The organism is Muriicola sp. (genome assembly GCF_041567615.1).
Lineage (GTDB): Bacteria > Bacteroidota > Bacteroidia > Flavobacteriales > Flavobacteriaceae > Muriicola.
The window spans coordinates 1-25,013 of the sequence record NZ_JBFGBM010000011.1 but is presented as its reverse complement, the minus strand read 5'-3'; the positions used below and the strand labels follow the sequence as shown (position 1 = coordinate 25,013).

The window sequence follows — 25,013 nt, the reverse complement described above, 5'->3', positions numbered from 1 at the left end:
TTCAATTTGCTCAGCTACATACCATTGCAGAAAATTATGGGTGGCGTAGTCTTTCTCATCAAGGGATACCTGTACTAATTCGTTGATACTTTTGGAGACAAAAATCTCGTGTTCGTAGAGTTCCTGGAACATCTTTTGGAAGCTGCCAAAATCTTTTTTAGGGGCTTTCAGGTCTGTGATATGCGCGTGACCACCCCTTTCATTCACGTACTTTATAAGCTTGAGCATGTGCATCCTCTCCTCATCGGAGTGACGGTACATAAATAGGGAAATCCCCTCCAGTCCTTTTACTTCGGCCCATGAGGCCATGGAGAGATATACTTGTGACGATTCGGCCTCCACGCGGATCTGTCCGTTCAGGGCCTTTTCCATTTTTTTACTGAGCATACAATATATTTTCCATAAAAATAAAGAATCTCTGTCAATGCGTTCATGTCAATCCTCAGGAGTTTGAAAAAGATTTTAGGAATTTATAACACGATCAGAAGAAGAGTTGCCTGGCCAGGCGGAAGGTATTGGCATGGGCCTCCACGATCACCCTTATTTCTCTGGAATACCCTCCTCCCATGCTGCATTGTACCGGAATGCCCTCTTTTCTGCAGGTGTCCAAAATAAAAGCATCACGTTCCTTACAGCCCTGAGAGGTCATGGCTAAAGTTCCGAGTTTATCAGTCGACAGTACGTCCACCCCACAGAGGTAGAAGATAAAATCGGGTTTTTGCTCTTTTAAGAGCTTCGGGAATACCGCTTTCAGGACAGAGAGATATTCTTCATCTGTCGTTCCTTTTTTCAACTCAATGTCAAGGTCTGAAGTTTCCTTTTTGAATGGGTAGTTTGAGCTGCCGTGCATGGAAAAGGTAAAGACAGAAGCATCTTCCCGGAAGATCTGTGCCGTTCCATTTCCCTGGTGAACATCCAGGTCTGCGATAAGAATCTTTTTGGCTTTTTTTTCCCGGAGGAGGTATCTCGCACCGATGGCCTGGTCGTTGAGGAGGCAAAATGCTTCCGCCCGATCCGTGTAAGCATGGTGGGTTCCGCCGGCAATGTTCATAGCAATACCGTATTCAAGTGCGTAATCACATCCTTTGATCGTCCCATCGGCAATGATGCGTTCGCGTTCCACAAGTTCTTCGCTCAGGGGGAAACCGATCTTCCGGGCCTCTTTGGGAGAGATGCGTATGTTGAGCAGATCGGTGTAGTAGTCCCGGTCGTGCACAGCGAGGATGTATTTGTCGTCAGGAAAATCCGGCTCAAAGAAATTTTCGGGGGTACAGGTGCCTTCGTACAGGAGTTGTTGAGGGAGCAGTTCATATTTGATCATGGGAAACCTGTGCCCCTCAGGCAATGGGTGTTTGTAGATGGGATGGAAAGCGATTTTGAGCACCGGTTATCTTATCTTAACCTCCACTACATCCGACACGAACTCCCGGTCGTTCACGATCCCCTCTATATACAGTTTCACAGCCGGCAAACCGTAATTCAGAAAACTGAACTGCCCTTTTCCCTCAGTGTCAAGGACCACATTGGGATGCCAGTCGATCGCTCCAAAACTATTGAAGAATTCCCCGGAGGGATTGTTGTAAATAGGGTTGTAGAAGCGTTTGTCCAATGAAAAGGTAAGGGGGATATCATATGCGACCAGGCTTTCACCCCCCAAACTACTTTTCGGTAATTTAGACGGGTCGGTGACGATCCGGATAACTCCGCCACCTCCTCTGATACCTTCTCCAACCCCGGAAGGATTGATCTCGATATAATCGACAATGTCCATGCTAAATCGGTACAGGACACTGAAGTCCGTCAGCAACACTCCATCGAGAAAGATGGCCGGTCTTGCATTATTTAAAGAGTTAGGGGTCCTGGCCACAATGGAAAACGTGCCGGAATTGTCGTTGACGATGTATCCCCGCGAACTCAAATAAGTACTCAACCACATATTCCGTCTCCAGTCATTCTCCTCAAAGAACTCTACCCTGCCAACAGCTTTGTTACTGATCTTCTCTATCCGTTTCTTCTTGCTTTCTTCCAGGAGCAATACCTCATCGAGCATCTGTACTTCATAAAACCCCTCAAAGGCCGAAGTTTCTTGAGCCTCTTTTAAAATTCGATTTTCCCTGTTTCCCAGAAGCGACAGTTCACTCAGACCCAGGTTTGGTACAAAAGAGGGTTTAAATTGAACAAAGACTTTGGGTGGGTACCATATTCCATTCCTGTCGACAGCAGCTACACCCAATTTCTCATCGTTGATGGGGAAAAAATGATCCCTGGAAAAGAATTTTTGTTCTTCCCCAACGGTAATAAATTGTGAATCATTGTAAAAGGTAGGAGATACGAAGAATTCGTTCGTACTCTTATCATTAAAGGTCACTTTATAAGTGAGACCTTTTTCAAAGTCGAACAGGTATTTCGGGGGTTTATTCCGCACCGTGTTCCACTGATAGCTGCTCCACCCCTGGGTGATCAGCAAGTTGTCCAATTCGTAGATCTTTCTGGGGGTGATGTTGCTGAAATAATAGGCGGCCTTCTCTACCGGTCCGCGGATGTAGGGATTGAGCAGGGTGTAAGACGCCAAGTTATGGTGGCTTTCCTGGGTTTCCGTCCTTTCTGGGAGGACGGAGACGCTTAAGCTGTTCCAGTACTTTGGATCTATTCCTTCAACTGAAAAAGAAACCCTGACGGAATCGGCTTCAAAATTTATCTCCGGAGCAGTTGCCTCATGAATGGTTATCCCTGCATGATTAAAATACAATCGTTCCAGGACAGGAGTTCCGGAACCGTCGAAGAGGGTAATAACATTTACGCCCGGGTAGAGGTCGCTTTTGGGAAAAACCTTGACCGCCCTGGGGTTGTCCCTGAAGGAAATATCGATGGCCTTTATACTGTCCCCGTTGTGGATGCTCAGCATAAAATCCTGGTCTTTTTGCCAGCTGTTGTTGAACTTAGCATTGAGGATCAACCCCAGTTTGTCCCTGAGATCCTTGAGTGTACAGGTAACACCTTGTTGCTCTATATACCTTATGGGTATCCGGAAGTCCTTGTTCGCGATCCTGAATACGGCAAAGTAGGCAGTGCCCTTTTCGGGAATCAGGGAGAACCGTCCGATCCCGAAAGCATTGAGCTTAAAACCGGTGATCACAGCGCCGTTATCACTGACCACTTCCCCTTCTAAAAAGGGGAACCCAAAACCTTTGTCGTCTTTGATGATCACTCCGAAATTGGCATTTACACCCACCAGGGCATGACCGCTTTCGGGGAGGAACTGGGCATCTACTGACAATTCTGTTTCAACAGGTGCGATCTCATCGGTCTTTTCCGGATCGATCACCGTCAGGACCTGTTCAAAATAATTGGGCTCCGAAAAATTCCGCATCCAATTCGTAAACCCTTTGAAACGATAGGTTCCGGTGGTGAATGTACTGTCCAGTCTTATCACTCCACTGCCGACCCCATTCTCAATACGGATCATCTGCTGTTTTATCACCTTGCCCAGGCTGTCAGTGACCGTACAATAGAAATTTTTGGTCTCCAGGGATCTTTTCTTGGTGTCCTTGTCAAGGACATACGTCTTAAAACCAATCCCTTCCCCTTTGATGTAAACGGATTTATTCAGATGGACGAAGGCCACTTCACGGGGCAATTCTGAATATGCCTCAAAAGCAGGCAGAACATCTTCAAAGGATCCTGAGTTTTGGGAATGGGAAAATACGGTGGTGAGCAGTAAAAGGAAGCAAAAAGGAAATTTCATTAATTGAGGATATAATTCGTAAGCCCTATAAAGAAAGGAGATTCTTACAAATTAAAAAAGAGCTGGAGTTGTTAAAGTAGTATTAAAACAGATCAGGAGATAGTAGTCCCATTGGGCACCTCTCCCTGGTCGGGGTTCAGAAAGTTCAGTTTACCCTCGGAATCCTCTGTCATCAGGATCATGCCCTGACTTTCCACCCCGCGCAGGGGCCTGGGAGCCAGGTTTATAAGTACCGTGACCTTTTTCCCGATGATCTCTTCAGGTTTGAAATGTTCGGCTATGCCCGAAACAATGGTTCGTTGGTCGAGTCCGGTATCCACCTTGAGGACCATGAGCTTTTTCGTCTTTGGCATTTTTTCAGCTTCGAGGATAGTACCGACCCTCATGTCCATTTTTGAGAAATCTTCGTACGTGATCGTGTCCTTTTGTGGCATGATGTTTTTGTTTTCGGATTCGTTTGCATCCCGGGTGGCCCGGAGTTTTTCCAGCTGTGCCTGTATCTCCTGATCTTCGATTTTCCGGAAGAGCAGTTCTGGTTCTCCCAGCCTGTGGTTCTCCGGTAAGAGGACTTCCAAAGCAGATATGCTGTCCCAGCCGAGGCCGGGTTTTAACTCACCCATGTTGAGCATTTTCCTCAATTTTTCGGAAGAGAAAGGCAAAAAGGGTTCGCTGAGTACCGCAAGGGCTGCTGCGATCTGCAGGGCCGTATGCATGATGGTCCCAACCCTTGAGGGATCGGATTTGATGACCTTCCAGGGCTCCTGGTCGGCCAGGTATTTATTGCCAAGGCGGGCGAGATTCATCAGCTCCTGCCCGGCTTCCCTGAAGCGATAGCGCTCAAGGGAATCGGTAATGGTAAGCGGGAACTTCCGCATGGTGTCCAGCGTTTCCCTGTCCTCTGGCTTCAGGGCGGCGGGAGACGGCACTGTCCCGTTGAAATATTTCCCCGTGAGTACGACGACCCTGTTGACAAAATTTCCAAAGATGGCCACGAGTTCGTTGTTGTTCCTAGCCTGGAAATCTGCCCAGGTGAAATCGTTGTCCTTGGTCTCCGGCGCATTGGCCGTCAGGGTATACCGCAGCACGTCCTGGGAGGCGGGAAAATCTTCCAGGTATTCGTGGAGCCAAACCGCCCAATTCTTGGATGTTGAAAGCTTTTGTCCTTCCAGGTTCAGGAATTCGTTGGCAGGTACGTTCTCGGGCAGGATAAAATCGCCATGCGCCTTTAGCATACTCGGGAAGATGATACAATGAAAGACGATGTTATCCTTCCCAATAAAATGTACGAGTTTAGTATCCTTGTCCTGCCAGTAGGGCCTCCAGTCCTTTCCCTCGCGTTCTGCCCATTCCTTTGTGGAGGAGATATATCCGATAGGGGCATCGAACCAAACGTATAAAACCTTTCCTTCCCCACCTTCCACAGGAACGGGAATACCCCAGTCCAGGTCGCGGGTAACCGCCCTGGGTTTAAGTCCGTCGTCTATCCATGATTTGCATTGTCCGTATACATTGGGTTTCCAGTCAGTCTTATGATCTTCCAGGATCCACTTTTTCAGGAAGTCCTCATATCGCTCGAGGGGGAGGAACCAGTGTTTGGTCTCCTTTAAACTCGGCTTAGCACCGGACAAGGTCGATTTCGGGTTGATGAGGTCGGTCGCATTGAGGGAGGACCCGCAATTTTCACACTGGTCGCCATAGGCTTCCTCAAAGCCGCATTTCGGGCAGGTTCCCGTGACAAACCGGTCGGCCAGGAACTGCTGCTCCTTCTCATCGTACAGTTGTGCTGTGGTCTCCTCTGTAAAATCGCCCTGCTCGTACATCCTGAGGAAGAAATCACTTGCGGTCTTATGGTGGATGGGGGCCGAGGTGCGGGAATAATTGTCGAAGGTGATCCCAAAATCCTCAAAGGACTTTTTGATCATTCCGTGGTATTTGTCGATGAGTTCTTTTGGGGAAATGCCTTCTTTTTTTGCCTTCATGGGGATGGCAAAGCCGTGTTCATCGCTGCCGCAGACAAAGGCGACCTCCCTTCCGGTAAGTCTCAGGAAACGGGCGTAAATGTCGGCAGGCACATAGACCCCGGCCAGATGACCGATATGGATAGGGCCGTTGGTATAAGGCAGGGCAGCCGTGATCGTATACCGAGAGAATTCCTTTGTTTCAGACGCCATCAAGCTCATGGATTAAGGCACAAAAATAACTATTTTTTTATGCCCCCTTCTCCCATGCAGAAAAAAGAAAGCCCTTGTATTCAGTGGTTCGTTGTGTTTTTATGAACCGGGAACACAAGGGCCGCTATAGCGACGTAGGGGCAGCTTATGCTACCATAACGGATTTAGACATCTTTCGGTCCTGCACCTGGATGCGGTAAATGTACTTGCCGGTAGAGAGGTGCATGGGCATCCTTTCGCGTATGTTGATCTCCACGGACCCTTCGAACATCATCTCATTGTAAATGGTCCCCACATTCTGCCCGAGAATATTGTACAGCTGTATATCCACGTGGGCGCTGAACGGCATCTCCAGGTAGATATGCGGTGCCTGTTGTGTAGGATAGAAGGGTTTGTGAACGATGGCGTTGAGCAATTCCTCACTGGGGTCTTCTGAATTCGGATCGTCCGGAGTCGGAGGGGTAAATGGTTCATCGCTGTAGGCGATGTCAGGGAATTCCACTCCACTGCAATTAAACCCTAGGTTGACCGGGTTGTACGGATGGTCCAGCAGGTGCTGTTCCACCAGTGGGATGGGGACACACATCCATTCTGCCAGTACGGTGGCATAGAGATCCCTGAAATCCATGGTGTATTCCAGGTTACCCCTTCCGTTGGGGTTTTCCAGGGACGGGTGATCCCCCACAAAGGCACTTCCATTGAGACCCGATCCGAAGAAAAGGGTAGGGGCCGCCTTACCGTGGTCCGTACCATAGGAGCCGTTCTCAAAGATCCTGCGGCCAAATTCCGAGAAGGTCATACTCAGGACCTTGTCATCTTGCTGGGTGAACGCCAGGTCGTCATAGAAATTGTTTACGGCGATAGACAGGTTGGTCATCAGGCGTTCGTGGGCCAGGGGCTGGTTTCCGTGGGTGTCAAAACCTCCCATGGAGATCATATACACCTTGGTTCCCAGATTCCCTTTGATAAGACGGGCCAGCAGGGCCAACTGTCGGGCGAACCCGTTGTCCTGGTATTCTACCTGGTTCTGACCCCTCATATAGGCCTCGTGGATCAGGCCGGCGTATTCATAGGTGGTATTGGCTACCCCCCTGAGGAAGCGGAGCTGGTCACCGTACATACATTCATTGAACAGGGCGGGATCCAGGCTGTACTGCACCCCTGTTTCCGCGATCTCTTCCAGCTGGTCTATATTGGAGGTCACAAAGGCGTAATTGGTCTCTTCGCCTTGGAAGACGAGGTTCCCGAATTGCCCTATCTGAATCGCCGCCGGTGAGGCAGGCGGATTGATCAGGTAGTCCGGGTAGATATTTTCAAAGTATCGACCCATCCATCCCGTATTGAGTCCGGAGAATCCCGTGGTGGTCAGGTCCGTATTGGCATAGATGTCTGAACCGGTAAAGTGAGACAGGCTCTGGTTCTCGTATCCTACCCCGTGTACGGCCTTGAACTGCCCTTCGCCCCACATTGATTCGAGGGCTCCCATGTAGGAAGGAATCCCAAAGTCGTCTGTGAGTTTTAACACCTTACTCTCGGGAATATAAATGTTTGGACGCGCGTTGGCATAGACGTCGTATTGTTGAATGGGGATCACGGTGCTGAGCCCGTCATTCCCACCTGAAAGTCGGATCAGGATCAGGATGTTGTCCGAATCGGCGTTGGCTATGGCTGCCGTCAGGGGAGATGGGGCCGAGGCAGTGAGCATATGGCTGCCCAGCATCATGGAACCCGAACCTGCGATTCCCAGGGCCTGCAGGAAGGAACGCCGACTCCAGAATTTGTGTTCTTCGTCGTGCCCGTTATTGTTCTTTATATCGATGGGTATATGATTGTTGCACATAACAGTAGGTTTATTTTAGTTGAAACTCGGGTTGTCTGGACAAATGCATCAGGAGCAGGAAAACCTGCTGGGGAACTTCCGGGCTCACGGAGAGCATCCAAAGACCAAGGCCTCCGGGGGTGTAGTCCGGACCGTAGTATTCTTCCGGAACATCGTCGATCTTAAAGACATCCAGTGCATTTTGGAAATCCTGTTCTGTGAGCAGGCCCAGAGGAGTAAATTTGTTCACCAGGGCACGGACCACGGTTTCGGGATTGCTGGTATTGCTGTCTGCAGGTCCCACGGCATCCATGGCCAGGGTCCTGAACTGCTCCTGGTTGGCCTGGAAAAAGAGTTCCAGGTAGACTTCCAGGGTCAGCCACCTTCCTATGATAAAGTTGGTGTTGATCCAGGAACGGTCTCTTTGCCATCCGGCCACATCCACCGGATCGAACAATACCTGTCCGAGCAGCCTCGTGGTGTCCACTACATTGAGTAACGTATTGTCATTATATGCAAAGCTGGTTTCATTGATAAGGTTGAGGTAGAGGTCGAACGGACTCTTGATGATCACACCAATAGCCTCGTCATCAAAAAAGTGCTCACTCTTGAAAAGTTGGGACAAAACAGGGGCGATCTCAAAATTGTTAGCCACCATAGTCGCTGCCAATCCGCTGATGATAGCCTGGGCGTTTCCTGCGTCATCGTCAGCATCCGGGTGAACAAAAAATTCGTAGAATTTGCCGCAAATGAAGTTCGCGATCTCATTCGCGCGTTCCTGGAAGAGGATATCGATGACGTCATCGTAATTCCAGTTCCCGGTCTGACCCAAAATGGTCTTGGATCCGGCGTCGAAGCTCGTGGGATCGAACAGCGGTTGAGTACAACCGATATCCCCTCTTTCCGTGTAGCCGGAAAGGGCCCTTGCCGTTTCAATGATATCCTGTTCTGTGTAACCGTTTCCTTCCCCCAGGGTAAAGAGCTCGTATAATTCCCGGGCGTAGTTCTCATTTGGGTTGTTCCCGTTGTTATAGGCCCCATCGAGGTAGTACAGCATGGCGCTGGTCAGCCCGATCTCACTGACGAAGGTCTTGAAATTGCCTATGGCATTCTGCTGCAGGCAGTCGATGTAGTAATAAAGGAAACCCGTACAGTCATACACATCCAGTTCGGTGACGAAATGGTTGCTCCAGAAAAAGCTCAGCCTGTCCCTGAGGTTGTTGTTCAACAGGGCGTTGGTGTAGGTGACGGCCCATTCTTCGGCCTGAGCACGCCTGAGCTGCCTCGCCAGGTCATCGTCATCGGGATAGTTACTGTTATTCCAGTCTGCCCATGCAGGTGCAGGCAGTGTAGGCATGTTAAGGGCTTCATTGATCAGGGAGTCAACAAGGGTTCCCGCATTCTGGCCAACAGCCTGATCCACGGTCTGAACGGAGGCACTAAATCCAAGTCGTCTGTACAAATGCGCCGCCCTTGTTTTATCAAGGGGTGCAGTGTAGGGCGCTAATGTAGAAGTGTTACAATTAACGAAGAATTCCATAGTTATTTTTTAGGCTTTAAGAACGTTCATGTGTGTAGGGGCAAATTCTTAACGCTTAATACAATTCCGTAGTATGGAAACGGACGGATATTCGATATCCGGAATTCTAATGTACAATCTCAGGGTCGAAATCGGGGTCTAATGCACAATTTTTTCGATGAAATACGCTATTTTGTTAATTTTCAGGGGAGTATGAGGTTGCAGAATGCACTGGGAAGAAAGGGGGAGGAAATGGCTGCCCGATGGCTGGAGATGAAGGGATATACCATCCTGGAGAGGAATTACCGCCGTGGTAAGGCCGAAATAGACCTCATTGGGAGGAAAGGGAACACCCTGGCTGTGGTGGAAGTAAAGATGAGGCGTGCAGGGCATCTGCAGCCGCTGCAGGTCTCCATCGGGTATAAAAAGAGGAGCCTGCTCATGCAGGCCGCGGATCATTACGTACTGCATAACACCCTGGATGTGGAGGTCCGATTCGATATCATATACATTCTGTACCACGATAACCGGCATTCCCTGGAACACCTGGAAGGCGCCTTTTCTCCCTACTAGAAATAGTTCGATTTATAACATAATGTTATATTTGTAAGAAAAACATGAAGACTATTTCCTCGGTGGTGGAGCAGTATATCCGGAAGAAGCCCTTTCTTCAGAGTGCCCTCTCACAGGGGATCATCAACCTAACCTCCCTCTCCCGTATCATCAAACCCGAGATTCAGGAAGAACTCGGGAAGGAGGTGCGGAACGGCGCGATCGTCATGGCCCTGAAACGGCTCTCGGACGACCTTGAATTCAGGGCGACGCACAGGATCCTGAAAGTGCTCAAGAATATAGGGGAGATCACCGTCAGGTCCTCCCTGACCGATTTCACCTTCCTCGTTTCCGATACCATTCTCGATAACCAGACCCAGCTTCTGAAAGAGGTCAGCAAGAACAAAGAGGTGTTTTACACATCCTCACGGGGCGTAAATGAACTGAATATCGTGGTCAGCAACAGCCTGGACAGCGTTGTGGAGACCCTCTTCAAGGCCGAGAAATGCACACAGAAGGCTACGAATCTTTCCTCCATCACCGTGAAGTTGCCGGCAGAGAATGTGTCCGTGCCTGGGATCTATTACTTTATCTTTCAAAGGCTGGCGTGGGAGGGGATCGTCTTGTTCGAGGTGATATCCACCACCAATGAATTCACCATCATCGTCAACGATGAACAGGTAGATATAGCCTTCAAGACCATCAAGGACCTCAAAAATCTCTGATAAATTCCTGGAGATGATCAGGAGATATTCGTAACTGCCACGGCAGTCTCCCCGACCAGGGCACGAAGAGCTTCCAAAGCTTCGGATGTAGCATGGATCTTCTCGAAGATCAGCAGGAGCCTCAGGCCGTTGCGCGTCTGTTTTTCCTTGATACGGCAAACCCCAGGATGTTTCTGTACGTATTGCAGGAGATCGGTAAACGTCTTGCTCTGGTAAAATGAAGACTGCTGGTCACCCACAAAATAACCCAGGAACTTTCCTTTTTTCATCACTACTTTTTCCAGGCCTATCCTGCCGGCCAGCCATTTGATGCGGACCGAATTCAGCAAATCAGAGACCTGCTCCGGCAGGGGGCCGAACCGATCGCGGAGATGATGCTGGTATTCCTGCAGGGCTGCTTCTTCAGTGATCTCATTCAATTCGGTGTACAGGGTGAGTCTTTCCGTTACGTTGTTCACGTAGTCGTCCGGGAAAAGGAGTTCAAAATCCGAGTCGATCTGGGTTTCCTTTACATAGTGTTTCTCCTCACCTTCCTCCTCGTAAAGCTCCCTGAATTCATTCTCCTTGAGTTCTTCAATGGCCTCAGCCAAAATTTTCTGGTAGGTCTCAAATCCGATCTCGTTGATGAACCCGCTTTGCTCTCCTCCTAAAAGATCTCCCGCCCCGCGGATCTCCAGGTCCTTCATCGCAATATTGAAACCGCTGCCCAGTTCCGTGAACTCTTCCAGGGCCTGTATGCGTTTACGGGCTTCCGGGGTCATGGCGTCGTAGGGAGGGGTGATGAAATAGCAAAATGCCTTTTTATTGCTCCTGCCCACACGACCTCTCATCTGGTGCAGGTCGCTCAGCCCGAAATTGTTGGCGTTATTGATAAAGATCGTATTGGCATTGGTAACGTCCAGGCCACTTTCCACTATCGTGGTTGAGACCAGCACGTCGAATTCCCCATTCATAAAACTGAGCATGAGGTTTTCCAGTTTTTTCCCTTCCATCTGCCCATGGCCCACACGGATCTCAGCATCCGGGACCAGTCGCTGCAACATGCCGGCAACCTCCTTGATGTTCTGGATCCTGTTGTGGATAAAAAAAACCTGTCCACCCCTCTGGATTTCATAAGAGATCGCATCCCTGATAGCCACTTCGTTCAATCGGATCACATGGCTTTCGATCGGGTACCTGTTTGGTGGAGGGGTAGTGATCACTGACAGGTCCCGGGCGGCCATCAGGCTGAACTGAAGGGTCCTGGGGATGGGCGTAGCGGTCAGCGTAAGGACATCCACGTTCTCCTTCATGGCTTTTAATTTGTCCTTCACCGCTACCCCGAATTTCTGTTCCTCATCCACGATGAGAAGACCGAGGTCCTTGAAGACCACATTCTTGTTGACCAGCTGGTGTGTTCCGATGATAATATCGACTTTCCCTTCAGCCAGGGCAGCCAGGGTCTCTTTCTTTTCTTTGGCGGTGCGGAAACGGTTGAGGTACTCCACCCTGACAGGCATTTCGCTCAGGCGTTCCGTAAAAGTCCGGTAATGCTGAAAGGCCAGGATGGTAGTGGGTACCAGAACAGCTACCTGTTTCCCGTTGTCGACGGCTTTAAAGGCGGCCCGAATCGCCACTTCGGTCTTGCCAAAACCTACATCCCCGCAGATAAGCCGGTCCATAGGCCGCTCCCTTTCCATATCCTTTTTGATATCCTCAGTGGCCGTAACCTGGTCCGGGGTATCCTCATACAGGAAGGAGGCTTCCAGTTCGTGCTGCAGGTAACTGTCCGGGGCATAGGCAAATCCTTTGTCCAGCCTCCTTTTAGCATACACACTGATGAGGTCGAAGGCGATCTTCTTGACCCTGGATTTCGTTTTCTGTTTGAGTTTTTTCCATGCAGCAGAGCCCAGTTTGTAGATCTTGGGCACTGCCCCGTCCTTCCCGTTGAATTTTGAGATCTTGTGGAGGGAATGGATGCTCACATAGAGGATATCCCTCTCCCCGTACATCAATTTGATGGCCTCCTGTGTTTTCCCTTCTACATCTATCTTCTTCAGTCCCCCGAATTTCCCGATCCCGTGATCGATATGGGTGACGTAGTCGCCCACGCTCAGTTTGTTGAGTTCCTTCAGAGTAATAGCCTGTTTTTTGGCATATCCGTTCCTGATCTGGAATTTATGGTACCGCTCAAAGATCTGGTGATCCGTATAGCAGGCTACCTTGAGGTCCTCGTCCACAAAGCCGTCGTGGATAGGTACTACCAGGGTCTGGTAATGTACGGTCTTCCCTATCTCGTCAAAGATATCGTGGAAGCGCTTGGCCTGCTGTTCCGAAGAACAGAAGATGTAGTTGCTGTACCCCCGACTTTCGTTCTCGTTGAGGTTCTCCAGGAGCAGGTCGAATTTCTTGTTGAAGACGGGTTGGGGCTTCGTATTAAATATGATTTCCTCTGCATCATCGTCCTCTGATCCGCTCCTGAAGGTAACCAGGGGAAACTGCCCCAGCTCTGATTCCAGGGTATCAGCACTGATGAACAATTCCTCGGGATGCTGGTGTTTGATCTCCTCTGAAAGGTTAGCAAAAGCCTCCTTAGCCTTTTCGAAAAAGGAGGTGATGCGTTCGTGCAGGACCTCCACGTCACTCACAAAAACCCTTGTATTCCGGTTGATGTATTTGAGAAAACTCTCCCTTGATTCTGCGATGAATTTGTTCTCAACATTGGGGATGATCGTGATCTTCTTTACGGGGTCTATGGAGAGCTGGCTTTCCACGTCAAAGGTCCGGATGCTGTCTATCTCGTTTCCAAAGAACTCTATGCGATAGGGCTGGTCATGGGAGAATGAAAAGACGTCGAGAATACCACCCCTCACGGCAAATTCTCCGGGTTCGGTCACAAAATCCACCCTGTGGAACTGGTATTCGAAGAGGACCTCGTTTAGAAAGTCCAGGGAAAGGGAGTCTCCCACCTTTAGTTTTTGGGTGTTTCGTTCGAGTTCCCTGCGTGTGACCACCTTTTCGAAAAGGGCATCGGGATAGGTGACGATGACAGCCGGTTTTTTCCTCGAATTGATGCGGTTCAGGACTTCTGCTCTCAGCAGGACGTTCGCGTTGTCCGTCTCTTCTATCTGATATGGTCTTCTATAGCTCCCGGGGTAGAACAGCACTTCCTCCTTACCTATGAGCTGTTCGAGGTCATTCAGGCAGTAGGCGGCTTCCTCCTTATCCCTCAGCACCCAGAGAAAAGGGTGGTCTGAGGTCTTAAAAGCTTCGGCCACAACAAAGGACCTGGCAGATCCCACCAGTCCGGTCAGGGAAGTCTTTCGTTCCGACTGGGCAATAGCTTTCCCCAGTTTCCCGAGTTGGGGAGACTGTTCATAGATGGGGGGGATGGTGTGGTTCGCCACCGGCAATTTTTGTGCAAAGATACGTTCCAGACAGTGCCCCTGCAAAGCTGGGTTATATTTTTATGACCGCTGCTTCAGCGATGGCATAGACCTCATCTCCCTCGTTCTTCTCGAGAATATGGGACCCTGTGAAGGCCCCAAAGGCAGGCAGGATCAGCTGGTGTTTGTTCCTGAAAAAGCAGGGCAACCGCAGTGACTGTCGCCCGTGGCCCCTGAGCCTTACGGCAGGGTGTATATGGCCCGACAGGTTGAAATACCCTTCCCTTTCCTCCGGATAATGGGTGAGATAAAAAGGTCCCCATGAGAGTTCAGGAACCAGGGCAATGCCCAGCGCTTCATACTTCAGAGGAGAGATGATATCGTGGTTGCCTGCTACCAGCAGGAATTTTGCCTGAGCCTTTTTTACCCAGGATTCGAATCGATGCCATTCGCTATTCATGCTGGAATGGAACAGATCGCCCAGGAAACAGACCGTTTGCGGCCTGAAATAATTGAGATTCTGTTCCAGTACTTCAAAATTATGATCGATGGCCTTCTGAGGCACGGGGGAACCGTATTTCCTGAAATGGGTGACCTTCCCCAGGTGTACATCACTGATAAGCAGGACAGATTCTTCCTTCCAGAATACAGCGCCTGAGGGATGCAGTTCCAGGTGTTGCCCTGCGATGGTAAGGATCTGGGTTGTCATACTTTCAAAGGTAAAAAGAAAGCGCTTTTCAGGAAATCTATTTCATCAACAGGGCCGTCATTTTTTTGATCCTGTCTGCCAGCTTCTCACTCGACATTTTTTCCCGAAGCCTGTCTGTGATGATGGGGAAGGAAAAAGGTGTGGGCTTGGTGCAGGGCTTCCATACGATCTCCTGCCGCTCGATACGCTCCAGGGCCAGGCGCAACCTTCCCTCTTCGAGCTGGTGCTCAAAGGTCTCCCGATACGCCTGCAGGTACAGCAGGTTGTCCGGTTCGTAGTCTTTGAAAACCTCGAAGAGCAACTGTGAGCTGCTCTGCAGGTGTTTCATCTTGACTCCCTTTTCGGGATAGCCCGTAAATACCATGCCGCTGATCACGGCGATGTCCCTGAATTTACGCCTGGCCATTTCGGTGGAATTCAGGCTTTTCTGCAGGTCTTCCAGCAAATAAGAGGTAGTAAAAAGGTCGTTGTCAATGATGGCCTGAATATCTATTTCCTGATCCGAAAGTAATTCAAACCCATAGTCGTTGAAAGCCAGGGAGAAGGTGATGGGGGAGAGCAGGCTTACCCTGTATCCGAGCAGGCTGCCCATGGCTTCGTGCACAAACCGGCCTTCAAAGGGGTAAAAAATATGGTGGTAGCCGTCTCTTGTCTTAAAGGTTTCGATCAGGAAAGTGTCCGGACCCGGGACCAGGCTCTCCTGCTCCTGCCTTTGGAAGATCGGGGAGAGGCACTGAATGGCGTCCGACTGCTCTGAGGGGGGCAGGTTGGCAGAGTACAATTCCTCTCGCAACAACTGGGACATCTGGGCAGAGAGGGTGAGCCGGCCGCCCATCCAGCTCGGCACCTTGTTGGTTTTTTTACTGGAATTCCTGACCAGGGCCTGCATCTCCTTGATCCTTATGAATTCCAGGTTCCTGCCCGCAAAGGTAAACACATCACCGGGCGTGAGCTTGGAGATAAAGTACTCCTCTATGGAGCCGATGTACCCTCCTTTCTGGTAACGTACCGTGATGTGCGCATCCCCTACGATAGTCCCGATCTGGAACCTGTGACGCATCGCCACTCCCCTGTTGTTGACCACCAGCCTTCCATCCGCATCTACCTCTACTTTTTTGTACTCATCGTAGCTTTGGAGGCTTTGGCTTCCCATCACCAGAAAATTCAGCAGCCATCGCCACTGGTCTTCCGTGATCCCCTGATAACAAAAGGTGCTTTTTACCTCCCCGAAGATTTCCGAAGGGTAGAATCCTTCAGATACCGCCAGGGTGGTCAGGTATTGCACCAGCACGTCAAAACTATTGAGATACGGAATACGGTCCTCAACGGCATTTTTGGCCACCGCCTGTTCCAGGGCCGAGGCCTCCACCAATTCGATGGCGTGGGTAGGGAGGAAATAGATCACACTCTCCTTTCCCGGCCGGTGACCGCTCCGGCCTGCCCTTTGCATAAACCGGGCTACCCCTTTGGGACCCCCGATTTGTATGACCGTCTCCACCGGGGCAAAGTCGACTCCCAGGTCCAGGCTGGAAGTACATACCACGGCCTTGAGTTCTTCGTTCCGTATGGCCTCCTCCACCCAGATTCGGGTATCCTTATTGATGCTGCCATGGTGCATGGCCATTTCCCCTGCGAGTTCGGGATAACGCTCCAGGATCTTCTGATACCAGATCTCACACTGGCTGCGGGTATTGGTAAAGATGAGGGTGGTTCTGCTTTCTTTTATGATGGGGATGATCCGGTCCAGGAGGCGAAGGCCCAGGTGACCCCTCCAGGGGAAGGTCTCGATCTCTTCCGGGATAATGCTGATCACCCTTATCTTTTTATTCAGGCTGGCCCGGATCATGACGGAATTTCGGTAGGCTTCACTTTCCGGACCCAATAATACCTGCCGGGCCTGTTCCAGGTTACCTATGGTGGCTGAGATCCCCCATATGCGCATTTGGGGGGAAAGGGATTTAAGTCTCGACAGGGCGAGTTCCATCTGTACCCCCCTTTTCGTGCCCAGCAGTTCGTGCCATTCATCAACGACGATGGCCCTGCAGTCGCGAAACGTTTTGTGGTATCCCGTGCTCGCCAATAAAAGTTGCATGCTCTCGGGGGTGGTAATCAGCAGGTCAGGCATGGACTTCCGCTGGGCATTCCTCTCCCTGGTGGAGGTGTCTCCGGTCCGTATCCCTACAGTGAGGGGTAGATCGAGGTCTTCGATGATCCGTTCCGCAGACTGCCTGATCTCCTGGGAAAGGGCGCGAAGGGGGGTGATCCAGACGGCTTTCAGGCCTTTGGGATGCTTCTCCCTGTAATCGGGGTTCTCCTTGATATAATCCAGGACGATGGGAAACCAGAGGGCGTAGGTCTTACCGCTACCGGTGGGGGCATTCAACAATCCGTTCTTCCCTTCCAGATAGGCCTCCCAGGTCTTTCTCTGAAATGGGAAAGGGGCCCAAGACTGTTTGCGAAACCAGTCCTCTGCTATGGTAAATGAAGGGTCGTTTTTCATGGCAGGACCTCAGGGGATAAGTTTTTTAAGATCTTCCAGGGTGTTGGCTTCCTCAATGCTCTTGTCCGTCCTCCATCTGAGAATCCTGGGGAAGCGGGTAGCTACCCCGCTTTTATGCCTCCCTGAAGGTGCGATACCTTCAAAGGCGATCTCGAACACGTGGTAAGGGGTAACACTACGCACAGGCCCGAACCGCTCGAGGGTGTTCTTTTTGATCCAGGCGTCGACCTTTCTGAATTCTGCATCCGTGAGGCCGGAATACGCTTTGGCGAAGGTCACCAGTTCCCTTTCCCCTTCCTCATTGGTATTCCAGAGTCCGAAGGTGTAATCGGTGAAGAGGTTGCTGCGCCTCCCGTGACCCCTCATGGCATAGGTGAGGACGGCATCGATGGTCAGCGGATCCACCTTCCATTTCCACCAGTCTCCTTTTTTCCGTCCTACCCGGTACGGTGAATCCTTGCGTTTGAGCATAAGGCCTTCACTCTTTTTCTCCCTCGCCAATTCCCTTTCAGCCGCAAAATCGGACCACCTGTCAAAACTCAAAGTCTCAGAGAGATAAAGAGGGAGTGACCGGTCTGAAACAAAGGGCTCCGAGAAGTCTTCCAAAATTTTTCGCCTCTCTGAAAAGGGCTGCTCCCTGAGGTCCTTCCCTTCCCATTCCAGCAGATCATAGGCCATCAGGATCACGGGTGTTTTGGCGAGCAAAGATTTGGATACGGATTTTCGGCCGATTCGTTTTTGCAGATCGTTAAAAGTACCTATGGTGTTCCCGGGGTAGGGCAGGATCTCCCCGTCTAACACGGTGCCGTTCGGAATTTTATCTACCAAGGCAGAGAATTCCGGGTACTTATCCGTTACGAGCTCTTCCCCCCGGCTCCATACAAAGATCTCATCGTTTCGGAAGATCACCTGGGAGCGGATTCCGTCCCATTTGTGCTCGGCGAGCCATTGGGAGGTGTCCCCCAGGCTTTCGGGTTCCCCTTCCAGGGCGTAGGCCAGGTAAAAGGGATAGGGTTTGGACAGGACGTCGGATTTGTTCTTTTCCAGGACCAGGTCGTGGAAACTGATGGTCTTAGGGTCCCAGTCGCCCATCAGTTTATAGGCGAGGATGTCCTCATCGATCCCTGTAGATTGGGACAGGGCACGGGTCATCAGTTTCTGGCTGATCCCAATCCTGAACCCGCCGGTGATGAATTTGGTGAATACAAAGCGTTCGTAAAAGGAAAAACCCTGCCAGTGTTCAGTGACATAGGCCTTTTTCTCTTCCTCAGACCTGCCTTTGAGGGTGTTGAGTTCGTCAAGGACCCGTGCGAGGGACTTTTCCATATTTTTTTGCCCACCGGGGACCACCAGGGCGATGGTCTCCGCAAGGTCGCCTACGATGTGGTAGCTTTCTTCGAACAGCCAGTGTGGGATACCGGCAGCCTCGGCTGCCCATTCTCTCAACAAGGTAGTGTTGACAGGTCGCGACGGACGACGGTGTGAAAGGATGGCGATGGTCCATACCTTGTCGGGCTCGGAGGCCCGGTCAAAATAGGATGCCAGCGCCCTGACCTTTGCAGACGTCTTGTTGGTGCTGTCCAATTTCCTGATGAGCTGGGCAAAGTCCTTCATTCTCAACTACTCGTTTTCGTCATTTCCTGAGGAATTCATTTCGGCCAGTTCTCCTTCGTACTGGGTCTGTTCGGTACGGGCGTCAAGCCCTTTCTCCCTGAGGAAACGGGAGAATATGTCTGAATACCCGTGGGTGCAAATGACACGCGTGGCCCCTGTGGCTTCTATACTCTCCAGCAACCCTGCCCAGTCGCAGTGGTCACTCAGTACAAATCCCTTGTCTACCGCTCTCCTCCTGCGGGCACCCCTGAAGGCCATCCAGCCGCTGGCCGTGGCTGTCTCATAAGGCACCATTTTCCGCAACCAGGGACTGCCGTGTACACTGGGAGGGGCGATTACCAAATTACCCCGGAGCTCCTCTTTTTTGGTCTCCTTGGTAATTCGGATCGTGTCCGGTAAATCGAGGTAGGTCCTGGGCACTTCGTTCAAATTTTCGACCGCTGCATGGGTATAGATCTGACCAATGGACGTGTCGAGGTGCTTGAGCAGGCGTTGGGCCTTGCCGAGGCTGTAGCCAAAAAGAACAGAGGTTTTCCCTTCCGTTCTGTTCTCTGCCCACCAATCATTGATGTCGCGAAACACCTCCTTTTGAGGCCTCCAAGAAAAGGCCGGCAGCCCAAAGGTACATTCCGTAATAAAGGAGTGGCAGCGAATGGGTTCGTAAGGGGTTGACAGGCCGTCATCTTCTGTTTTGTAGTCCCCGGAAAACACCCACACTTCCCCTTTGTGTTCCACGCGAATCTGTGAGGAGCCGGGGATATGTCCGGCAGGATGCAGGCTGAATCTCACCCCATTGACGGTAAATGATTCACCCCAGGAGACCCCGGAGCTGTTGATATTGCCCAACCGGTGCTCTATGATAGGGACGTTTCTCTTGTGTGTGATATACTGCTTGTGGCCCCAGCGGCTGTGATCGGCGTGCCCGTGTGAAATAATGGCCTTGTCAACCGGTTTCCAGGGGTCGAGATAGACCCCGGCTTTCTCACAGTAGATTCCCTTCCCGGTGAAGGCCAATAGCGGTTTTTCCATAGCAGCGGCAAGTTACAAAAATAACAGGCCACAAAGACAGGGAACCCCCTGCTTTAATGGGTGGGGATACCCAAAAAAGCTTTTCATGAAACAGGGGAGAGGGTAGGCCGATGGGTGTGTTCTGACTTGAAATTTCAGTCCTGAAAATTGAGTTTTTCCATGCGAAATGGAGTATCTTTGTGGTCTAGAATATTATGTGTTATGCCCATTAAAGATTTATACGACCACAGCGAAAAAAGGAACAATCTGGCCCATTTTGCCGCCATCGCCTCACTGGCTGCGGTAGACGGAGAAATCAATCCGAGGGAACAAAAGGTAATCGACAAATTCGCTGTGAAACTGGATATCACAGGAGAGGAGATCAAGGAGGTCATGAAGAAGGAGAACAAGTATCCTATAGAAGCCCCATACGAGTCAGAACAAAGACTGGAACGTCTCTTTGACCTGTTCAAGATCATCTTTGCAGATGCACAGATCGATGAGGACGAGATCCGGCTGATCAAAAAATACGCCCTGGCCCTCGGGTATTCTCCTGAAAAAGCAGAAAAGGTGATCCGCAAATCCATTATCCTGTTCAGGGGGAAATTCGACTTTGAGGATTACAAATACATGATGGAGCGCGAAAGGAATTAATACTTCCTTTTAAGCTTTCTGTGCGGCCATAAATTCTTCGGCCTTCTCAACCATTTTCCTGCTGCCGCAAAAGAAAGGAACCCGCTGATGTAGCTCCGTGGGCTGTATTTCCATGATGCGTCTGAAACCGTCACTCGCCTTGCCATCGGCCTGTTCGGCCAGGAATGCCATGGGATTACATTCGTACAGCAACCTGAGCTTACCTTCCATGGCCACGCTGCTTTTAGGATAGATATAGATGCCTCCCTTGATCATATTGCGGTGGAAGTCAGACACCAGGGAACCGATGTAACGGGAAGTGTAGGGCCTGTCTCCCTCTTCTCTCTGGCAGTACTTGATGTAGTCTTTGACCCCCTGGGGAAAATGGATATAATTCCCTTCGTTCACGGAATAGATCTTTCCGGTTTCCGGGAATTTCATACGGGGGTGAGAGAGGTAAAAGGTCCCTATGGCCGGGTTCAGAGTAAATCCGTTCACCCCGTCTCCCGTCGTGTACACCAGCATGGTCGAGGTGCCGTAAATGATGTATCCGGCAGCTACCTGGTTCACCCCGGGCTGCAGGAAGTCTTCCAGGGTAACGGGTGTGCCTATGGGGGTCACTCTCCGGTAGATGGAAAAGATGGTACCCACTGATACATTCACATCGATATTGGAAGAACCGTCCAGGGGATCGATCAGGACGACGTATTTGTTCTGATGCTTTTCGTCCTGGCTGTTGACGCTGATAAAGTAGTCTTCCTCTTCCGAGGCGATCCCGCATACGATCTCCCTGTTCTTCAGGGTTTGTATGAACTTTTCATTGGCCAGGACGTCCAGTTTTTGCTGGTCCTCCCCTTGTACATTGGTATCCCCTGCTGCCCCAAGGATATCTATGAGTCCGGCTTTGTTCACCTCGTGGTTCACCACTTTTGCCGCCAGGCGAATGGCATTGATTAGCTTGGACAACTCGCCTGAAGAGTACTGAAAGGAAGACTGGTTTTCGATGATAAACTCTCCAAGGGTGGTATTCTTTTTATCCATTCCGGGGCTGTGTTATTTGCGCACAAATATCGCATATTTTGTGAAACTAAAACGATTTCGTAAGGCATTCGTTTTTTAAAATTATAACTTAGTGTTTTATTTGTAACAATTATGAAGATAGTCATCCGGGAGGCGAGGCCGTCAGACATGACAGCGGTCCTCGACCTGATCAAAGAACTTGCCCATTTTGAACGGGAACCCGATGCCGTTGAGGTCAGAGCAGAGGATCTGGAGGAGGACGGGTTTGGGGAAGATCCCTGTTTTACCTGTTTTATAGGGGAGGTGGATGGTTCTATTGGCGGGATGGCCCTGGTCTACCCCCGGTACTCTACCTGGAAAGGCCGAGCGCTCCACCTGGAAGATCTCATTGTGAAGGAAAAATTCAGAGGGCAAGGCCTGGGGAATGCCCTGCTGGAAAAAGTAGTGGAATACGGACACGACCTGGGAGTAAAGCGGATCAGTTGGGAGGTACTCGACTGGAATGAGCCGGCCATAACATTTTATGAACGCAAAGGGGCCAGGGTGATGCGCGATTGGGATGTGGTGCAACTCGACGAACAAGGAATCGAACAATTTTTACAAAAGAGATGAGGATATTCAAATTTGGAGGGGCATCGGTAAAGGATGCAGATGGGGTCAGGAATCTGGTCAAGGTACTCGGGGAAACAGGGACGGCGGATACCTTCCTGGTGATCTCTGCCATGGGAAAGACCACCAATGCGATGGAAGGGGTGGTCGATGCCTATTTTAAGGATAAATCGGCCCTGCCCGGGGCCATTCAGGAAGTGTTCGTCTACCATCAGGAGATCTTGGGCGAACTCTTCAATTCAGATACGCACCAGATCTATAGAGAGGTTCAGACCCTCTTTGATGAGATCAGGGGATTCCTGGCCTGGAACAAATCGCCGAAATACAACTTTGTCTACGACCAGGTGGTCTGTTACGGGGAATTGATCTCCACCACTATCGTGAGTGCCTACCTCAATGAGGTGGGTGTAAAGAATACCTGGTTGGATATTCGGGACTTTCTCAAAACAGATAACAAATACAGGGATGCCGGGATCGACTGGAAAAAGACACAGGAAAAGGTCAGCAAAGGGCTGGACCGGGGAAAGCTCTACGTGAGCCAGGGTTTTATCGGCAGTGACGAGAACAACTTTACCACCACCCTCGGCAGGGAGGGGTCAGACTATACCGCGGCCATCCTTGCTTATTGCCTGGACGCGAATTCGGTGACCATCTGGAAGGATGTCCCCGGGGTACTCAACGCAGACCCCAGGTATTTTGACAAGTCAGAACTCCTGAATAAGATCTCCTATCGGGAGGCTATAGAACTCGCCTTTTACGGGGCTTCCGTGATCCACCCTAAAACCCTGCAACCCCTGCAGCGAAAGGAGATACCCCTGCATGTGAAGTCGTTCCTGAAACCTTTGGATCCTGGAACCACCGTAGGGAAAGGGGAAGGGATAGACCCCCTGGTGCCCTGTTTCATCGTCAAAAAGAACCAGGTGCTGATGAAGTTATCTTCCCTCGACTTCTCCTTTATCGTGGAGGACAATATCAGTGATCTGTTCAAACTGCTGCACGACTACAGGATGAAGGTAGATATGATCCAGAACTCCGCGATCAGCTTCTCGGTCTGTGTCGACAATAAATTCGGTCGCCTGCAAGAACTGCTCAACCACCTCAAGGGAAAATTCAATGTGGTTTGCCACGAGGGGGTATCCCTGTATACCATCCGGCACTTTGATGCCCAATCCATTGATTCCCTTCAGAATGGAAAGGAGGTATTGCTCGAACAGAGGGGTAAGGAGACCGTTCAGCTGGTTGTGAAACAATAATCAGATGGTGGGAATTGTACCTGCCCCTCCCAGGCAGAAAGGCTATTTTCCTATCTTTACCCTTTAAACACATTACTGAATATGGGTCTAGTGACCGCCAAAGAAGTGGCGAAAGCCATCAATCTTGAGCGCTATGGTTTTTTCGGAACCTTCATGGGCTGGTTTCTGATGAAGATCACCAAGCTTTCCTCCATGAATGCCTTCTACGACAAGCACAGGCATTTGGATGCGATCTCTTTTATCGATGCCATCCTGGAACATTACGAGATCAAATTCGAGATCCCGGAAGAGGATATCAAGAGGCTTCCCAAAGAAGGAGCCTTTATCACCATCAGCAACCACCCACTGGGAGGTGTAGACGGGATCCTTTTGCTTAAATTGCTTTTACAGCACCGCTCGGATTTCAAGATCATTGCCAACTTCCTCTTGCACAGGGTAGAGCCCCTGGCCCCTTATATCCTGCCGGTAAACCCCTTTGAGACCCGCAAGGACGCCAAAAGCAGTATAGCCGGATTTAAAAGTGCGCTGCAGCACATAAAAGGGGGACATCCCCTTGGGATTTTCCCAGCCGGGGAGGTGTCTACCTATAAGGATGGGAGGCTGATCGTCGACAGGCCCTGGGAGGAAGCAGCATTAAAACTTATCCGGAAGGCTGAGGTGCCGGTGGTGCCTATCTACTTCCACGCCCGTAACAGTCAGTTGTTCTACCGTCTCTCCCGAATCAATGACATCTTCAGGACGGCCAAACTGCCTTCAGAGCTGACCACACAGAGGAACAGGGCCATCAAGGTAAGGATAGGCCAGCCTATTTCCGTCGCTGTGCAGAAGGAACAGGAAAACCTAGAAGAGTTTACGGACCTCCTCAGGAGGAAAACTTATATCCTGGCCAACGCCTATGAAAAGGAACGTCTGATAGATCAGATCCCCGGGAGCCTCAAGATCCCAAAACCTCCGAGGAAGATCGCCTCTGCGGTCCGTACCGAGGTGATACAGGGGGAGATCGAGAAGCTGAGGGAAAAGGACTGCAGGTTGCTGCAAAGCAAGAATTACGAAGTCTTCCTCGCCCAGAAAAAGGATATGCCTTTTATTCTGAATGAGATCGGGAGGCAGCGGGAGATGACTTTCCGGGCCATAGGGGAGGGCACCAATAAATCCATCGACCTCGACCGCTTTGACGACTACTACCACCATCTCTTTCTCTGGGACGATGATGACAAATGCATCGTGGGGGCGTATCGTATGGGATTGGGGTCCCATATTTTTCCGGAGCACGGGATAGACGGATTCTATCTGCAGGACCTGTTCGGCTTTGAGCCCGAACTCTATACCATGATGTCTCAGTCCATTGAGATGGGCAGGGCCTATATCGTGAAAGAATACCAGCAAAAGCCCATGCCCCTCTTCCTGTTGTGGAAGGGTATTGTGCATACGACCCTGCGGTATCCTGAACACAAATATCTTATCGGGGGTGTGAGTATCAGCAACCAGTTCTCCAATTTTTCCAAATCCCTGATGATCGAATTCATGCGGTCTCATTATTGGGACCCTTACGTGGCCAATTACATACGGCCCAAAAAAGAATTCAAGGTGAAATTGAAGGATGTGGACAAGGAGTTCGTTTTCGACGAGACCCAGTCTGACCTCAATAAGTTTGATCGCCTCATCGAAGAGGTGGAGCCAGGGAGCCTCAGGTTGCCGGTATTGATCAAAAAATACATCAAGCAGAACGCAAAGGTGGTTGCATTTAACGTAGACCCTTTGTTCAACAATG

The 25,013-nt window shown here is 50.5% G+C and carries 18 protein-coding genes; 6 read left to right on the top strand and 12 right to left on the bottom strand.

Annotation, left to right across the window (positions count from 1 at the left end; translation table 11 throughout):
• From ABYP73_RS01605 to ABYP73_RS01580, 6 genes are all read right to left on the bottom strand, one after another.
• On the bottom strand, window positions 1–387 hold a 387-nt coding region (locus ABYP73_RS01605), incomplete at its 3' end, for a ferritin (protein ID WP_372973258.1).
• Window positions 388–481: 94 nt separating this feature from the next.
• A complete protein-coding gene (locus tag ABYP73_RS01600) occupies window positions 482–1,384 on the bottom strand; it encodes a histone deacetylase (RefSeq protein ID WP_372944488.1) in 903 nt (300 codons plus the stop codon).
• Between the two features lie 3 nt (window positions 1,385–1,387).
• Window positions 1,388–3,745 (bottom strand): hypothetical protein, encoded by a 2,358-nt coding sequence (locus ABYP73_RS01595; RefSeq protein ID WP_372973257.1) that lies wholly within the window; start codon window positions 3,743–3,745, stop codon window positions 1,388–1,390.
• A 92-nt stretch (window positions 3,746–3,837) separates the two neighbouring features.
• Window positions 3,838–5,916, bottom strand: a complete 2,079-nt coding sequence (metG, locus tag ABYP73_RS01590) for a methionine--tRNA ligase (protein WP_372973256.1) — start codon at window positions 5,914–5,916, stop codon at window positions 3,838–3,840.
• Between the two features lie 145 nt (window positions 5,917–6,061).
• Complete coding sequence (locus ABYP73_RS01585) at window positions 6,062–7,756, bottom strand: DUF1501 domain-containing protein (protein ID WP_372973255.1); 1,695 nt, start codon at window positions 7,754–7,756, stop codon at window positions 6,062–6,064.
• Between the two features lie 10 nt (window positions 7,757–7,766).
• Entirely contained in the window at window positions 7,767–9,275 is a 1,509-nt protein-coding gene (locus ABYP73_RS01580; RefSeq protein WP_372944484.1) for a DUF1800 family protein, read from the bottom strand.
• Between the two features lie 141 nt (window positions 9,276–9,416).
• Here ABYP73_RS01580 and ABYP73_RS01575 point away from each other — a divergent pair, with 141 nt between their 5' ends.
• Both ABYP73_RS01575 and ABYP73_RS01570 read left to right on the top strand, forming a co-directional pair.
• Window positions 9,417–9,827: a YraN family protein gene (locus ABYP73_RS01575; RefSeq protein WP_372944483.1), complete on the top strand. Its 411-nt coding sequence runs from the start codon at window positions 9,417–9,419 to the stop codon at window positions 9,825–9,827.
• 44 nt (window positions 9,828–9,871) lie between these two features.
• Window positions 9,872–10,531, top strand: a complete 660-nt coding sequence (locus tag ABYP73_RS01570) for an aspartate kinase (RefSeq protein ID WP_372944482.1) — start codon at window positions 9,872–9,874, stop codon at window positions 10,529–10,531.
• A 17-nt stretch (window positions 10,532–10,548) separates the two neighbouring features.
• Here ABYP73_RS01570 and mfd read toward each other — a convergent pair whose 3' ends face one another.
• From mfd to ABYP73_RS01545, 5 genes are read right to left on the bottom strand one after another with little or no spacing between them, the layout of a single operon-like run.
• Window positions 10,549–13,917, bottom strand: coding sequence for a transcription-repair coupling factor (gene mfd / locus ABYP73_RS01565; RefSeq protein ID WP_372973260.1), 3,369 nt, complete (start codon window positions 13,915–13,917; stop codon window positions 10,549–10,551).
• A gap of 52 nt (window positions 13,918–13,969) precedes the next feature.
• Window positions 13,970–14,605: a ligase-associated DNA damage response endonuclease PdeM gene (pdeM, locus tag ABYP73_RS01560; protein WP_372944481.1), complete on the bottom strand. Its 636-nt coding sequence runs from the start codon at window positions 14,603–14,605 to the stop codon at window positions 13,970–13,972.
• 37 nt (window positions 14,606–14,642) lie between these two features.
• Window positions 14,643–17,105 carry a ligase-associated DNA damage response DEXH box helicase gene (locus ABYP73_RS01555; protein ID WP_372973254.1) on the bottom strand — a complete coding sequence of 821 codons (2,463 nt, stop codon included), beginning with the start codon at window positions 17,103–17,105 and terminating at the stop codon, window positions 14,643–14,645.
• Between the two features lie 9 nt (window positions 17,106–17,114).
• Window positions 17,115–18,719: an ATP-dependent DNA ligase gene (locus ABYP73_RS01550; RefSeq protein WP_372973259.1), complete on the bottom strand. Its 1,605-nt coding sequence runs from the start codon at window positions 18,717–18,719 to the stop codon at window positions 17,115–17,117.
• 6 nt (window positions 18,720–18,725) lie between these two features.
• Complete coding sequence (locus ABYP73_RS01545) at window positions 18,726–19,748, bottom strand: ligase-associated DNA damage response exonuclease (RefSeq protein ID WP_372973253.1); 1,023 nt, start codon at window positions 19,746–19,748, stop codon at window positions 18,726–18,728.
• A 201-nt stretch (window positions 19,749–19,949) separates the two neighbouring features.
• Between ABYP73_RS01545 and ABYP73_RS01540 the strand changes: the two genes are divergently transcribed.
• The gene (locus tag ABYP73_RS01540) at window positions 19,950–20,381 is read left to right on the top strand and encodes a TerB family tellurite resistance protein (protein WP_372944994.1); all 432 of its coding nucleotides are present in this window, start codon (window positions 19,950–19,952) and stop codon (window positions 20,379–20,381) included.
• 9 nt (window positions 20,382–20,390) lie between these two features.
• Here ABYP73_RS01540 and fbp read toward each other — a convergent pair whose 3' ends face one another.
• Window positions 20,391–21,401 carry a class 1 fructose-bisphosphatase gene (gene fbp, locus ABYP73_RS01535; protein ID WP_372944995.1) on the bottom strand — a complete coding sequence of 337 codons (1,011 nt, stop codon included), beginning with the start codon at window positions 21,399–21,401 and terminating at the stop codon, window positions 20,391–20,393.
• Between the two features lie 111 nt (window positions 21,402–21,512).
• On the opposite strand from fbp, the gene ABYP73_RS01530 reads away from it, so the two are divergent.
• The 3 genes from ABYP73_RS01530 to ABYP73_RS01520 all read left to right on the top strand — a co-directional run.
• A complete protein-coding gene (locus tag ABYP73_RS01530) occupies window positions 21,513–21,992 on the top strand; it encodes an N-acetyltransferase family protein (RefSeq protein ID WP_372944996.1) in 480 nt (159 codons plus the stop codon).
• Window positions 21,989–23,242 carry an aspartate kinase gene (locus ABYP73_RS01525; RefSeq protein WP_372944997.1) on the top strand — a complete coding sequence of 418 codons (1,254 nt, stop codon included), beginning with the start codon at window positions 21,989–21,991 and terminating at the stop codon, window positions 23,240–23,242. The genes ABYP73_RS01530 and ABYP73_RS01525 overlap by 4 nt, the downstream gene beginning before the upstream one ends.
• Before the next feature lie 81 nt (window positions 23,243–23,323).
• Window positions 23,324–25,013, top strand: a 1,690-nt coding sequence (locus ABYP73_RS01520; RefSeq protein WP_372973252.1) for a GNAT family N-acyltransferase, incomplete at its 3' end; no start/stop codon positions are given.